11 protein-coding genes are annotated in these 14127 nt (G+C 38.3%); all 11 read left to right on the forward strand.

The annotated features are described in order from the left end of the window. Positions 1–12: 12 nt before the first annotated feature. The 11 genes from mfd to lysS all read left to right on the forward strand — a co-directional run bounded on the left by mfd (position 13) and on the right by lysS (position 14076). Positions 13–3528, forward strand: coding sequence for a transcription-repair coupling factor (mfd, locus tag EGT49_RS06235; RefSeq protein WP_135372609.1), 3516 nt, complete (start codon positions 13–15; stop codon positions 3526–3528). Position 3529: 1 nt separating this feature from the next. After that, on the forward strand, positions 3530–5086 hold the full coding sequence (locus tag EGT49_RS06240; protein ID WP_135372610.1) for a putative polysaccharide biosynthesis protein: 1557 nt from the start codon (positions 3530–3532) through the stop codon (positions 5084–5086). Continuing rightward, a complete protein-coding gene (locus tag EGT49_RS06245; RefSeq protein ID WP_135372611.1) occupies positions 5083–5322 on the forward strand; it encodes an RNA-binding S4 domain-containing protein in 240 nt (79 codons plus the stop codon). The genes EGT49_RS06240 and EGT49_RS06245 overlap by 4 nt, the downstream gene beginning before the upstream one ends. Before the next feature lie 100 nt (positions 5323–5422). Beyond that, positions 5423–5812, forward strand: a complete 390-nt coding sequence (locus tag EGT49_RS06250) for an FtsB family cell division protein (RefSeq protein WP_135372612.1) — start codon at positions 5423–5425, stop codon at positions 5810–5812. A gap of 25 nt (positions 5813–5837) precedes the next feature. Continuing rightward, positions 5838–6242: a S1 domain-containing RNA-binding protein gene (locus EGT49_RS06255; RefSeq protein WP_135372613.1), complete on the forward strand. Its 405-nt coding sequence runs from the start codon at positions 5838–5840 to the stop codon at positions 6240–6242. Positions 6243–6329: 87 nt separating this feature from the next. Beyond that, entirely contained in the window at positions 6330–7643 is a 1314-nt protein-coding gene (gene tilS, locus EGT49_RS06260; protein ID WP_135372614.1) for a tRNA lysidine(34) synthetase TilS, read from the forward strand. Between the two features lie 9 nt (positions 7644–7652). After that, positions 7653–8198, forward strand: coding sequence for a hypoxanthine phosphoribosyltransferase (hpt, locus tag EGT49_RS06265; RefSeq protein ID WP_135372616.1), 546 nt, complete (start codon positions 7653–7655; stop codon positions 8196–8198). 83 nt (positions 8199–8281) lie between these two features. Further along, positions 8282–10504, forward strand: a complete 2223-nt coding sequence (gene ftsH / locus EGT49_RS06270) for an ATP-dependent zinc metalloprotease FtsH (protein WP_135372618.1) — start codon at positions 8282–8284, stop codon at positions 10502–10504. 47 nt (positions 10505–10551) lie between these two features. After that, positions 10552–11433: an Hsp33 family molecular chaperone HslO gene (gene hslO, locus EGT49_RS06275; RefSeq protein WP_135372620.1), complete on the forward strand. Its 882-nt coding sequence runs from the start codon at positions 10552–10554 to the stop codon at positions 11431–11433. Positions 11434–11505: 72 nt separating this feature from the next. Next, on the forward strand, positions 11506–12510 hold the full coding sequence (gene dusB / locus EGT49_RS06280) for a tRNA dihydrouridine synthase DusB (protein ID WP_135372622.1): 1005 nt from the start codon (positions 11506–11508) through the stop codon (positions 12508–12510). Positions 12511–12585: 75 nt separating this feature from the next. After that, positions 12586–14076 carry a lysine--tRNA ligase gene (lysS, locus tag EGT49_RS06285; RefSeq protein WP_135372686.1) on the forward strand — a complete coding sequence of 497 codons (1491 nt, stop codon included), beginning with the start codon at positions 12586–12588 and terminating at the stop codon, positions 14074–14076. The last annotated feature ends 51 nt before the right edge of the window (positions 14077–14127 follow it).

Consider the following 14127-nt stretch of genomic DNA (forward strand, 5'->3'; position numbering starts at 1 on the left):
AGGGGGCAAAAATTGAATCTAATAAATTTCATCAATAGCAAATTGAACTTAGGGGAATTTATTAATCAAGTTAAGCCAGAAACAAAGAATTTGTTGACCGGCCTAACGGGATCAACGATTTCCCTTTTTGCATTGGAAACCTTAACCACCACTAAGAAAAAAGTTTTAATCGTTGAGAATACTAATTTTCACGCTAACAAACTTTATGATGATTTAAATTTATTGAAAAGTGATTCCGTCCATATTTTTCCCGTCGAAGAATCAATTTCGACTGAGTTGGCAACTAGTTCACCCGATGAATTGGCCCAGCGCTTAGATACATTGAGCTTTTTGTGTAGTGATCAAGCAGGAATCGTTGTCACATCAGTGGCAGGATTAGAATATGAACTTTCAAGTCAAGAATTATTTCAAGCCGCACAATTAAAAATTGTCGTTAATGAAGAGTATGACCTTGAGGATTTGAATCAACAATTCGTGCAAATGGGATACAGTAAAGAAAAATTAGTCGCTAAACCCGGGGATTTCGCTATCCGTGGGGATATTGTCGATATTTATCCTTTAACAGTTGATGATCCAGTTCGGATTGATTTCTTTGGTAATCAAGTTGAAAAAATTAAATTCTTTGATACAGAAACCCAACGAAGTATCAGTGAATTAAAAGAAATCGAAGTTTTGCCAGCTAGTGATCGAGTAGTCACAGATGAACAAGTCCACGTCGGTTTGAAGAAGTTGCAAGATAGTTATCAACGTCAATTAGAAGCAGCTGATAAAGAAACAAAAGATAATTTAGAAATTGCTTTTGGACAAACAATTGCTGAATTGACTGAAGGGATGCGTCCTGACAATATTGGGCGTATTGCTGATTATTTGTTTAAGAACCCTAGTAGTTTAGTCGATTACTTAGGCAATGATGATATTTTGATTTTTGACGAATACAATCGTTTAGTTGAACAGTCAAATGACAGTCAGGCTGAGAACCAGTCTTGGTTAGCCAGTCAATTAGAGTTTGGCAAAGCTTTACCAGAACAAAAGATTCGTCAAAGTTTTGTTGATGTGGTCAAGAATCGTAAATTAGCTGAGATTTATTTGTCGGCCTTTCAACAAGGAATGGGACATATTCGTCTCAATCAATTACAAAATGTACCAGTTCGAACGATGCAACAATTTTTCAGTCAAATGCCACTACTAAAGTCAGAAGTCGAACGTTGGCAAAAACAAAATTATACCGTTTTGTTGGCTATCAGTAATGAAAAGCGGATCAATGCTATCAATAATACGTTGACCGATTTTGGAATTAAAGCAACATTAGTTAAAGATAATGTCATTGAAAATCAAACACAGATTATGAATGCAACGCTGAGTTCTGGTTTTGAAATGCCAGAAGAAAAATTGGCGGTAATTACTGAAAAAGAACTCTTTAATAAACAGCCCAAGAAGCGTCGTCATCAAACATTGGCTAATGCGGAACGACTCAAGAGTTATAACGAATTAAAGCCAGGCGATTATGTAGTTCATGTCAATCATGGTATCGGTAAATTCATCGGGATGCAGACGATGGAAGTCGACGGTAAGCATCAAGATTATATTACGATCGAATATCGTGATGACGGCAGACTCTTTATTCCAGTTACGCAATTGGATATGGTTCAAAAATACGTCTCTGCTGAAGGTAAGTCACCACGGATCAACAAGCTTGGTGGTAACGAGTGGCAAAAGACTAAGCGAAAAGTCCAATCAAATATTGAAGATATCGCTGATGATTTGATTGATCTGTACGCTAAACGTGAAGCTGAGAAAGGTTTTGCTTTTCCAAAGGATGACTCGATGCAAACCGACTTTGATAATGCCTTTCCGTATCCAGAGACACCGGATCAATTAAGGTCAGTCCAAGAAATCAAGCGTGATATGGAAAAACCTCATCCAATGGATCGACTTTTAGTTGGTGATGTTGGTTTTGGTAAAACCGAAGTGGCGTTGAGAGCGGCTTTTAAAGCGGTTGAAGCTGGAAAACAAGTGGTCTTCTTAGTTCCGACGACGCTTTTGGCTCAACAGCACTATGAAACAATGAAGGAACGGTTTGAAGGTTTTCCGGTTGAAATCGGGATGCTGTCTCGTTTCCAGACACGAAAACAGAGTAAAGAAATTATTGAACAATTGGAAGATGGTTCACTCGATATAGTTGTTGGAACGCATCGTCTGTTGTCTAAAGATGTGAAATTTCATGACATCGGATTGTTGATCATTGATGAGGAACAGCGTTTTGGTGTTAAGCACAAGGAAAAAATTAAGCAGTTGAAAAATAACGTTGATGTTTTGACGTTGACTGCGACACCAATTCCCAGGACTTTGAATATGTCAATGCTAGGTGTGCGTGATTTGTCTTTGATCGAAACTGCTCCAAGTAATCGTTATCCAGTTCAAACCTATGTAATGGAACAAAACTATCAAGTCATTGCCGGCGCAATCAAACGAGAGATGGCTCGAGGCGGCCAAGTCTTTTATCTTCACAATCGAGTTGATGATATGGACCAAGTCGCTAGTCAGCTCCAGGCAATGGTACCGGATGCTAGGATTGCGACTGCTCATGGTCGAATGAACGAAACGCAAATGGAAGGGGTCATTTCTGACTACTTAAATGGTGAGTATGACGTCTTAGTTACGACGACAATTATTGAAACCGGCGTTGATATGCCAAATACCAATACTCTGATAGTTGAAAATGCTGATAAGTATGGCTTGTCACAGCTTTACCAAATCAGAGGTCGGGTCGGTAGATCTAATCGTGTTGCTTATGCTTACTTGATGTATCGTCCAAATAAGGTTTTGACTGAAGTAGGAGAGCAACGTCTGGAAGCTATTAAGAACTTTACGGAATTAGGTTCCGGCTTCAAGATTGCGATGCGTGATCTCTCGATTCGTGGTGCCGGGAATTTACTTGGTAAACAACAGCACGGCTTTATTGATTCAGTCGGATTCGACTTGTACACACAGATGTTAAATGATGCTGTGGCTAAAAAACGTGGTCATACTAAAGCTGAAAAGACTAATGCTGAAGTCAATTTGGCACTTGAGGCTTATTTGCCAGAGGATTACATTAGTGATCAACGACAAAAGGTTGAATTGTACAAACGAATTCGTCAGATTGATTCACTGGAAAACTATCAAGAAGTTCGTTCAGAATTATTGGATCGTTTTGGTGAGTATCCACAAGAAGTTGCTAACTTGTTAGACATCAGTTTATTGAAGAATTCATTTGATGAATCACTGGTCAACAGTGTCGTGATGCGCAATAAGAAGATTGTCATCAAGTTCTCCAAAAAAGCCAATGATTATTTGACTGGTGATTTAGTCTTTAAGTTCTTAGGTAATACGACCATGAAAGCAAAAGTCAACGACCGCAATGGTGAATTCATGATGACTTTAGATGCTGACAGTGTCGGTAAAGACTGGTTTGAACAATTGAAAGTCTTTGCAGAAAAGATGGCCGAAGGTTTTGACAAATTAAAGAAAGAAAAAATTAAAAACTAATATGCAAAAAGAAGTGTCAAGAGCGATTAAGGGGACATGGATTTTGACGGTAGCCTCATTGTTTTCAGAAGTGTTGAGTGCGGTCTATCGAATTCCGTTGCAAAATATTGTAGGTGATCGGGGATATTTCATCTATCAACAGGTTTACCCAATCTATGGTATTTTTTCCGTATTGGCATTGTCGGGACTACCGGTGGTTATTTCTAAAACAATCGCCCAGCAAAGAAGTGCAGGAGCTAAAAGTAATCTTTTGAAGAAAACCTTTTGGCTGTTGATGATTGCTTGTTTGGTAGTCACGGCACTACTTTGGATGTCTTCAAGATACTTAGCATTTCTGATGGGAGATCCAGCACTTTACTTAGAAGTCCGGGCAGTAGCCTTGACCTTTTTGTTAGTACCGTTTGAAGCTAGTTTACGAGGTTATTTTCAAAGTGACCTCTTGATGACGCCGAGTGCGATTTCGCAAGTTTCGGAACAATTTTTAAGAATCGTCATTATTATCATCAGTGCGTTGTTATTCGGACATGGTGTGATCGACGTTTATAAGATGGGAACGTTAGCTAATTTAGGTGCCTTTATCGGTGGATTATTGGCAGTTTTTATCTTAATTAGAACTTTCCTAAAAAATAATCCCGATGCCAAAACAGATGAAAAGTTTGAATTGGAGCATGGTTTAGCCTTAGAAATAGTCTTGATCGTTATTTTCACCGGAATTACGATTTTTTACCAATTCATCGATTCATTCTCAGTTTTACGTTTGTTGATGCATTCAGGAGTACCGCTGCATCAAGCTGAGATTTCTAAAGGTGTCTTTGATCGGGGCCAACCGTTGTTGCAACTAGGGATTGTAATTTCTCTGTCCTTTGTTTCAACCATCATGCCGCAACTCAAAGAGACTAATCGTCTGAAAAATCAAGCAACGATTGCCAAAATGGTGCGAGTTTGTTTGTGGCTGTCAGTGGCAGAGTCAGCTGGTCTGATTGCCTTGATGCCACAAATCAACACGATGCTGTTTACTAATACTAGCGGTTCATCCACGTTAAGTATTTACATGTTATCAGTCGTGATCGTGTCGTTTATTAATTTATTGATTGCTATTACTAGTGGTGATGATGAGAAAAATTTACACAAATTAATTTTATTTATTATGTCACTCATAGCAAAAGTAGCGCTGAATGTGATTCTGGTTCCAAGTTTTGGAATTGCCGGAGCAGCCTTAGCGACGATTTTGAGTGAGTGCGTAATTTTATTTGGAATCTTGATCATTTATGATTTTAATCGAGATTTCTTGTCATTAGATAAAGCGTTTATCGGCAATTTAGTCAAGGCTGGGTTCGTGATGGCGATTGTCGTCAAAATACTAGTCAGCTTGTTATCGATTGGAAATGACCTGACTCGTTCATACAGTATTTTCTTGAATGTGGTCGCAATTCCTGTCGGTGCTTTGATTTATTTACGTTTAACTAAGAAATGGCAAATGTTAACAACTGCTGAGTGGGAAATTTTGCCGCTGGGTAAGTACTTAATTAAGTTTATGAAGATAGAGGAGAAAAAATGAGATTAGATAAATATTTAAAAGTTTCTAGAATTATTAAGAGAAGAACTGTTGCCAAAGAATTCGCTGACAATGGTCGCGCAACTATCAATGGTCATGTTGCTAAATCGTCTACTGATGTTTCGATTGGGGATGTGATCGAGTTGCATTTTGGTGAGAGAACAATGAAGGTCAAGGTTCTCAATATCAAGGAGACAACAAAGAAGAATGATTCTATGGATATGTACGAAGAAGTTTAGGTAAATTTATTAGAATAAGATTAAAATTGCCAAGTTTATTATTCAAATAATTGCTTAAACTTGTTATACTCAAAGTAATCATTTCTAGGGGAGTAGTGGTATGGAAGTACATAAACTTAATTCCAATGTTTCAGTTCTACAACCAAAGCAAACACAGCCGCCTAAGAGCCCCAATAACTATGTTAAGAAGGTTCATCGTCGGCGGATGGCAGTGATCGGAATAATTTTTGCGGTTATTGTGATTGTATTTGGTGTTCAAATTTTTAGTGCTCATCAAACTTATGCGAACACTGTAGAACAAATTGAAATTAGTAAGAAGAAGTTGAGCTCACAAAAAGAGATCCAAAGTGATTTAAAGCTTGAGGTAAATCAACTTCATGATACGAACTATATTGAAAAATATATTCGCGAAAAGTATATGTATAGTAAGCCAGGCGAACAAATTTATAATTTACCTAGCGACGTTAAGACCACTACGATTCAAAAATAGGGAAAGGAATATTTTTTTAATATAGATGACAGTCGAAGTAGGAGCTAAAACAGAAGGTAAGGTTACTGGAATTACAAACTTTGGGGCATTCGTTGACCTAGGAGAAGGACAAAGCGGAATGGTACATATCAGTGAAGTTGCTGATGGATACGTCAAGGATATTCACGATGTGCTCAGTGTCGGAGATACCGTAAAAGTTTTAGTTCTTAATGAAAAGAATCATAAGATTGCACTTTCAATCAAACAGGCTATCGCTAAGCCTAAGCCAAAATACCAACGTCACGAACACCGTGACTTTAAGAAACCTCATAAGACAGAAAGCTTTGATGATATGATGGCTGGTTTTATGAAGGAAAGCGAAGAACGTTTAAGTACTATTAAAAAGAATACTGAAGGAAAACGTGGTGGCCGTGGCGGTCGTCGTGGTTAATTTCAGTTTTAAAATTTAATTTTTGCAGATCCCGACCAATTTAAAAATAAAGATTGGTCGGGTTTTGACGTTAAAGCGGGAGGATAAATGGAATTAGATCAAAAAGTTATTGATACCGTTAAAAAAGTTTTAAAAAAGTATCACGCTAAACGAGTTCTCGTGGCGGTTTCAGGTGGAGTTGATTCAATGGTCTTGTTGCACGTTTTAAGTCAACTATTACCCAAAGATTCGTTTGGAGTAGTCAATGTCGATCACGATTTACGTCCAGAAAGTGCTAGTGAAGTAGCTTTTGTTCAAGATTTTTGTGTTCAGAATGATTTTCAATTCTTTACTACCAAATGGATGAATCAACCAAAAGATGATATTGGTATGGAAGCAGCAGCTAGAAAGTTTCGCTATGGTTTTTTCAAGCAGATCATGCAGGAAAATGATTTCGATACTTTAGTAACTGCTCACCACGCTAACGATTTGGCTGAGAACATGTTGATGAAGATGATTCGCTCTGGTAATGCCTATGAAGTCGTCAGTTTAAAAGAACAGCGTCCATTTGCTAATGGTCAAATCGTGCGACCACTGTTAAATTTTGCCAAGGCTGATATCACAGTTTTAGCGGATATCCATGATATAAATCATGTTCAGGATCAAACAAATTTTGATAATATAACGATGCGCAATCGTTTGAGAAACAATATTTTCCCCGAATTGCAAAAGGAAAATGGACAATTGTTGCACCACTTTGGTTTCTTTGAACAACAAATTCTAGCTTTGTTAAAACTAGCTCAGGAGAAATTTACTGAAATCGAGTCACAAATGCAGCTGCAGGAAAAACCCATCAGTGGTTTATTGAATCCCGTGTTGCAATTGGATCGCCAACAGCAGACGTTATTTTGGGGTAATTTTTTTACGAAGTTGCAACTAGGGATCAGCATCAGCAATCGTCAGATCGATTCGATCATCGAAGTGGTCACCAATAATGATGCTAATGCTTCAATCAATTTAGCGGATTCTTGGCAATTTATTAAGAGCTATGATAATTTTGTGATAAGGCAAATTAAGCCGCAAAAAACTACTGAGTTAGCCATCACGCTTGGTCAATCAGTGAAATTTTTGAAGCGTGATTTCAATTTAAGTACTAGTGAATCTGATTTCAACTTAACGACGGACTTTATTCCTAAGACAATAACGTTGAGAACCAGACGAACTGGTGATAAGTTGTTATTATCCAATGGGTTTCACCAGAAGTTGAGCAAGCGATTTATTAATGAAAAAATACCCGAATATAAACGTGATGATTATTTAGTTTTATTATTTGATAATCGGATAGTTTGGGTTGAAAAAATTTATAATATGAGTGATTATTTAAAAAAAGGTAGTAAGCATTACAAAATAAAACTTGATTGAGGTAAAAGAATGAATTCAGATATTGAAAAGGTTTTAGTTTCCGAAAAGGAAATTGACGAAACTATTCAACGTTTAGGAAAAGAACTAACGCAAGAATATCGCGATAAGAATCCATTGTTCGTATGTGTTTTACGTGGTGCGGCTATGTTTATGATGGATCTAGTTAAGAGTTTAGATTTTAAGATGGAATATGACTTTATGGATGTTTCTAGTTATGGTGGGGAAAATACCATTACAACTGGGGACGTTCGCATCATTAAGGATTTGGATACGCCGGTCCGTGATCGTGATGTTGTAATCGTCGAGGATATTATTGACACTGGCTATACGCTTGATCGTTTAGTTGAGCTTTTTGAATCAAGACATGCTAAGTCAATTAAAATGGTATCTTTCTTAGATAAACCAGCACGAAGAGTTAAGCACGTTGATGTTGATTACATTGGTGTAAAAATTCCTGATGAATTTGTGGTCGGTTATGGGATGGATTATGATGAACATTATCGTAATTTACCTTATGTAGGTGTTTTAAAACCAGAGGTATATACTACAAAATAATTAAGATAGAGTTACAATTATTATTGTGTTACTGTTCACCAATGTTACAATATGTAACGTCTAAGTAATTTAGGAGGAAATGTATGAAAAATAATCGAAATAGGTTAATTAATAATAGCCTGTTTTACATCTTGCTCTTTGTTGTTTTGGTTCTTGCAGCAAGTTGGTTTGCTGGTGGTCAATCCTCAGACCAATCTAAGACGTTAAGTCAAGACCAATTCATCTCACAATTGAAGCAAGGCAAAGTGAAGAGTTTCAAACTAGAGCCAATTGGTGGCGCTTACCAAGTTACTGGTGAGTACAAAAAAGCTCAAAAAGCTGATACAACTCGTTCCGTATCACTCTTTAGCCGTGGCCAAAGTACTGGTTCTAGTGAGGTAACTTCATTTAGTTCAACTGTTTTGCCTAATAACGATACGTTAAAGAGAATTAATAACGCAGCGACTGCCAAAGGAGTTAAGACAACTGCAGCTCCTAAGTCACAATCAGGTCAATGGATCTCATTGATCTTAACGGTTATTGTTCCATTCGCATTGTTCTTCTTTATCATCTTTGCAATGATGGGCCGTGGAGGTCAAGGTGGTGGCGCCAACCGTGTCATGAACTTTGGCAAATCTAAGGTTAAACCAGAAGATCCCAAGAAAAACAAAGTTAGATTTTCTGATGTTGCTGGTGCTGAAGAGGAAAAACAAGAACTTGTTGAAGTTGTTGAATTCCTAAAAGATCCAAGAAAATTCGTTTCCTTGGGTGCCAGAATCCCAGCTGGTGTATTGCTTGAGGGTCCTCCCGGGACTGGTAAAACTTTACTAGCTAAGGCTGTTGCTGGTGAAGCTAAAGTTCCGTTCTATTCAATTTCTGGTTCTGACTTCGTTGAAATGTTCGTCGGTGTCGGTGCATCTCGTGTGCGTGATTTGTTCGAAAACGCAAAAAAAGATGCTCCATCAATCATCTTTATTGATGAAATTGATGCCGTCGGTCGTCAACGTGGTTCCGGTACCGGTGGTGGTAATGATGAACGTGAACAAACACTTAACCAATTATTGATTGAAATGGATGGATTTACTGGTAACGAAGGTGTTATCGTTATGGCTGCTACTAACCGTTCCGATGTCCTTGATCCAGCGTTACTACGTCCAGGTCGTTTTGACCGTAAGATTTTGGTTGGTAGACCTGATGTTAAGGGCCGTGAAGCTATCTTGAAGGTTCACGCTCGTAACAAACCATTTACTGATGATGTTGATTTACACGCTATTGCTCAACAAACTCCAGGATTTGCTGGTGCCGATCTAGAAAACTTGCTAAACGAAGCTGCTTTAGTTGCCGCCCGTCGTGGTAAGCAAAAGATTGACTCAACTGATTTGGATGAAGCCGAAGACCGTGTTATTGCTGGTCCTGCTAAGAAGAACCGTGTCATTCCTGAACAGGAACGTCATACGGTTGCTTACCACGAAGCTGGACATGCTTTGATTGGTTTGGTCTTGAGTGATTCTCGAGTAGTTAGAAAAGTTACTATCGTGCCTCGTGGACGTGCCGGCGGTTACGCTATCATGCTTCCTAAGGACGATCAAAACCTTGCAACTAAGAAAGAATTGAATGAACAAATTACTGGTTTACTTGGTGGACGTACAGCTGAAGAGTTGATCGTTGGCCAACCATCATCCGGAGCTTCAAATGACTTTGAACAAGCAACACAAATTGCTCGTACAATGGTTACTGAATACGGTATGACAGATAAACTTGGTACAGTTCAACTTGAAAAGAATGGTCAACCATTTAGTGGTGGTAACTATCGTCAATTACCTTCATATTCTGAAGCGACTGCTAAAGATATTGATGAAGAAGTTAAACGTATTATTGACGAAGACCACGAACGCGCTCGTGAGATTCTTCAAACACACAAGGAACAACACAAGATTATTGCTGAAGCCTTGTTGAAGTATGAAACACTTGATGAAAAGGAAATCTTGAGCTTGTTTAATACAGGTAAGATGCCTGCTAATGATAAGAATCAAGAATTCCCAAGTGAAAGTGCTGCTACTTTTGAAGAAGCTAAGAAGGCCGTTGAAGCTAAAGATGCTGCTAAACAAAAGACTGAGGGAGCAAACAAGGATGAGGACAAGTCAAATGAAACAATTGACGAGACTACTTATCCTTCTGAAAAGAGTGAAGTTAAGTCAGACGATGATACAAGTGACGAAAAGTCAACTCCAGAATCAACTGATGAAACTAAGTCCTCTGATAATCCTGAAGACTCAAGTAACAGTGATGATTCAAACGATAATGATACAAATAATAATGATAAGTAATAAAAAAGAGCGACTCGTTTGAGTCGCTTTTTTGAACGGAGGAAATTATGACTGATACTTTAACAAAATCAGTTTCAAAGGATGGTAAATTTAGAGTTTACATTATCAATGCAACTCAAACCGTTCAAGAAGCTCAGCAAAGACATGACACTTGGAGAAATTCTAGTGCGGCTTTAGGCAGAACAATGATTGGCTCAATCTTGGTAGCAACTTCGACCTTAAAAGAAGATGAGATTTTAACTACTAGAGTTCAAGGTGATGGACCAGTTGGAGCTATTGTAGTTGATGCTGACGCTAAAGGTAATACAAAAGGCTATATCACTAATCCGCATGTGGCATTGAAGGCTCGTGAAGATGGACATATTGATGTTAAAGCGGCCGTTGGTACGAATGGTACTTTAAGTATCACTAAAGACTTACATTTGAAGGAACCTTTTACTGGTGAAGTTCCTTTAGTATCTGGTGAAATTGGGATGGACTTTGCTTACTATATGGCTAAATCTGAACAAATTCCTTCAGCTATTGGAGTCTCAGTTTTTGTTGAACCAAATGAAAAAGTCGGCGCTGCAGGAGGCTTCTTAGTTCAAACTTTGCCTGGTGCTACTGATAAGGATATTGATCAAATTGAAGCTAATTTGAAAGTTATTCCTAATTTATCAACACTGCTTAATGAAGGCTTGAGTAACGATGACTTATTAAAGAAGATCATGAATGGCGTTGAGATGAAGGTTCTAGATGAGATGCCAATTCAATTTAAATGTGATTGTTCAAAAGATAAATTTGCTAAGTCATTGACGACTTTATCTAAAGATAATTTGCAAAAGATGATTGATGAAGATCACGGCGCTGAAGCTGTCTGCAAGTTCTGCAACAACAAATACAAGTTTACTGAAGATGACTTGAAAGAAATTATTGCTGAAAAAGAATAATCAATATTTGCCATGTGAATAGATTTTTTGTTATTATTTCAAGTTGTAGTTATAAAATCAGAGGTATAAAGTATGGAGTGGAAAATTGGCGATGTTGTGATTCCCAAACAAGTCGTGGTGGCACCGATGGCGGGAATTACTAATTCAGCTTTTCGAGTCACAGCCAGAGAATTTGGTGCTGGTTTGGTTGTTTGTGAAATGGTCAGTGCTCAAGGTATCAAGTATCACAATGAGAAAACCCTGGGTATGACTTTTGTCGACCCAAATGAGCATCCAGTCAGTATTCAAATTTTTGGTGGTAGTACTGAGTCGCTGATCCAGGCTGCTCAATACGTTGACCAACATACAGGAGCAGATATCGTTGATATCAATATGGGCTGTCCGGTTAAGAAGGTTACTAAAACTGGTGCTGGTTCATGTTGGTTGAGAGATCCGGATAAGCTCTACAAGATGGTCAAAGCGGTCAGTTCGAGTATCGAAAAACCGTTAACTGTCAAAATGAGAACTGGTTGGGATAGTGATCACATACTAGCAGTTGAGAATGCCTTAGCTGCTCAAGAAGGTGGCGCTAGTGCGATTGCGATGCATGGCCGAACCAAGGCTCAGATGTATGAAGGACACGCTGATTGGGATATTTTACACACCGTCGCTGATAGTTTGTCGATTCCTTTGATGGGAAACGGCGATATCAAGACTCCACAAGATGCTAAAACGATGATTGAAGACGTGGGAGCAACTGCTGCAATGGTCGGTCGGGCAGTGTTAGGTAACTTATGGCGTTTGAATGCTATGAACCATTATTTAGAAACTGGAGAACTACTCCCTGAACCTAGTGTTGCAGAAAAAATTAATATAGCTAAACTTCAGTTGCAACGTCTGGTAGACTTAAAAGGTGAGCATGTTGGTGTTCCAGAATTTCGTCAACAGGCAGCATATTATCTAAAGGGGATTCCCCATGCAGTTAGAACACGTGCTAGAGTAGTGAATGAAGATTCAATGCAAGGTGTGTTTGATGCATTAGATCAATTTGTTGAAAGTTACGAAAAAAGAGAAGCGAGATCTTCAAAAATTTCGTAGACAGGGGGAAAAATTTTGAGTAACGAAAATAAGAAAAAGCAACCAACCAAAGAAGAAATCAAGAAAAAGAGAGTCATGAATGACCAATTGCGGGTCAGACGTGAAAAATTACAAGAATTGTATGATGAAGGCGTTGATCCATTTGGTTCACGCTTTGAAAGAACAGCCCTCGCTCAAGATATCCACGAAAAGTATGGTGACGAAAGTAAGGAAGTCCTTGAAGAACAAGAATTACCAGTCGTTATTGCTGGTCGAATGATGTCAAAACGTGGTAAGGGTAAAGTTGGTTTTGCTGACCTTCGCGATAGAAGCGGCAGAATTCAAATTTACGTACGTAAAGATGAAGTTGGTGAAGAAAACTATCACATCTTCAAACGTGCTGATATTGGTGATCATCTAGGAATTCATGGTGAAATCATGAAAACTGACATGGGTGAATTAACTGTTAAAGCAAATCACGTAACGATGCTTTCTAAGTCATTGCGTCCACTTCCAGATAAATTCCACGGTTTAACTAATGTTGAACAAATTTATCGTCAAAGATATTTGGACTTAATTGCTAATCAAGACAGCTTTGAACGTTTCAAGAAGCGTACAAAGATTATTTCAGCCGTTCGTGAATATTTGGATGGGGAAGGCTTCTTATCAGTTGAAACCCCTGTTTTGAATACTCAAGCTGGTGGTGCTAGTGCCCGTCCATTTATCACTCATCACAATGCTTTGGACATGGAAATGTATCTCCGTATCGCTTTGGAATTACCATTGAAGAGATTGATCGTTGGTGGTTTTGAACGTGTTTATGAAATTGGTAGAGCTTTCCGTAATGAAGGATTGGATACACAACACAACCCTGAATATACTTCACTAGAAACATATGCCGCATATTGGGATATGACAGATGTTATGAAAGAAGTCGAAGGACTCTTCAGACATGCTGCTCAAAAAGCCAATGGTACACAAAAAGTTACTTATCAAGGTGAAGAAATTGATTTGAGTAAGCCGTTCAAGCGTATTAAGATGGTTGACGCAATCAAGGAACAAACAGGAATTGATTTCAGCCAAGATATGGATCTTGAACAAGCTCGTAAATTAGCCGATGAAAAAGGTGTTAAGTATGAAGATTTCTGGGGTGTTGGTCATATCATCGCTGAATTCTTTGAAGAATTTGTTGAAGACACTCTAAAGGAACCTACATTCGTTTACGAATATCCTTTGGAAGTTTCACCACTCGCTAAAAAGAATAAAGAAAATCCTAACTTCACAGATCGTTTCGAAGTTTACATCTTAGGTCATGAATTCGGTAATGCCTTTACTGAACTAAATGATCCAATTGATCAAAAACAACGTTTTGAAGCACAAGCTGCCGAACGTGAAAAGGGTAATGATGAAGCCGAACATATTGATAACGACTTCGTTGAAGCCATGGAATATGGTATGCCACCAACAGGTGGACTAGGAATTGGTATCGATAGATTGGTAATGTTACTAACAGATGCACCATCAATTCGTGATGTCATCTTGTTCCCAACTATGAGACCAGAAGATAATTCAGAAAACGAAGAATAATAAAAAAACAGTGTAGTAAATCTGAAAAAGATTTCGGCACTGTTTTTTTAT

The organism is Companilactobacillus suantsaicola (genome assembly GCF_004745525.1).
GTDB classification, from domain to species: Bacteria; Bacillota; Bacilli; order Lactobacillales; family Lactobacillaceae; genus Companilactobacillus; species Companilactobacillus suantsaicola.